The sequence below is a fragment of the Streptomyces sp. NPDC054841 genome (genome assembly GCF_053611045.1).
Genome location: NZ_JBSGZO010000932.1, coordinates 1 through 1,091, shown reverse-complemented (window position 1 = coordinate 1,091; position 1,091 = coordinate 1). Strand labels below are relative to the sequence as shown.

Below are 1,091 nucleotides of genomic sequence, written 5' to 3'. Positions count from 1 at the left end.
TGCTGGTGCTGGAAGGCGTACGTCGGCAGATCCGTGCGTCCGGCTCCGCGTCCGGCGAACACCCCCTCCCAGTCCACGTCCGCGCCGTGCGCGTGGAGGGTGCCGACAGCGGTGGTGAACGTGTCGGTCTCGGAACGGTTCTTGCGCAGGACAGCAGCGAAAACAGCCTCGGACTCCTCGGGCAGGCAGCCCTGCCCCATGCCCGACAGCACGCCGTCCGGACCCAGCTCCAGATAACGGGTGACGTTCTGGCCGTCCAGATACGCCATGCCGTCCGCGAAGCGGACCGCACCACGCACATGACGCACCCAGTAATCCGCCGAGCACAGCTCCAGCCCCTGGGCCAGCCTGCCCGTCACATTCGACACCACCGCAATACGCGGGACGGAGTAGCTGATGCCCTCGGCGACGGCCCTGAACTCCTCCAGCATCGGATCCATGTGAGGCGAGTGGAACGCATGACTGACCCTCAGACGGCGCGTGCGGCGACCCTGCTCCTGCCAGAACGCAACCGCCTCGTCCACCACCGCCTCATCACCGGACACGACGACGGACGTCGGACCGTTGATCGCCGCGATCGACACCCGGTCCTCACGGCCGGCCAGTTGCTCGGCAACCTCCGCCTCCGTCGCCTCGACAGCAGCCATCGCCCCACCACCCGGCAACGCCTGCATCAACCGGCCACGCGCCGCCACCAAAGCCGCAGCATCCTCCAGCGAGAACACCCCCGCCACATGCGCAGCAGCGATCTCACCAACCGAATGCCCGATCACAAAGTCCGGTGCAACACCCCAGGACTCGACCAGCCGGAACAGCGCCACCTCAAGCGCGAACAACGCAACCTGCGTATAACCGGTCTCATCCAACAGCCCGGAAGCGTCCCCGAACACCAGCTCCTTCAGCGGGCGGTCGAGATGCCGGTCGAGGTGCGCGCACACCTCATCGAAAGCAGCCGCGAACACCGGGAAGGACGCATACAGCTCCCGCCCCATCCCAGCCCGCTGACTCCCCTGCCCCGTGAACAGGAACGCCGAACGACCCGCACCCGTAGCAGGAACCGCACCAGAAACCACAGACCCCGACGGCTCACC

At 67.2% G+C, this 1,091-nt stretch carries 1 protein-coding gene; it reads right to left on the bottom strand.

All coding sequences use genetic code 11. From position 1 onward, the window contains the following. Positions 1-1,091 (bottom strand): acyltransferase domain-containing protein (locus tag ACWGI8_RS44515; protein ID WP_453669364.1); only part of this gene is annotated, 1,091 nt, incomplete at both ends.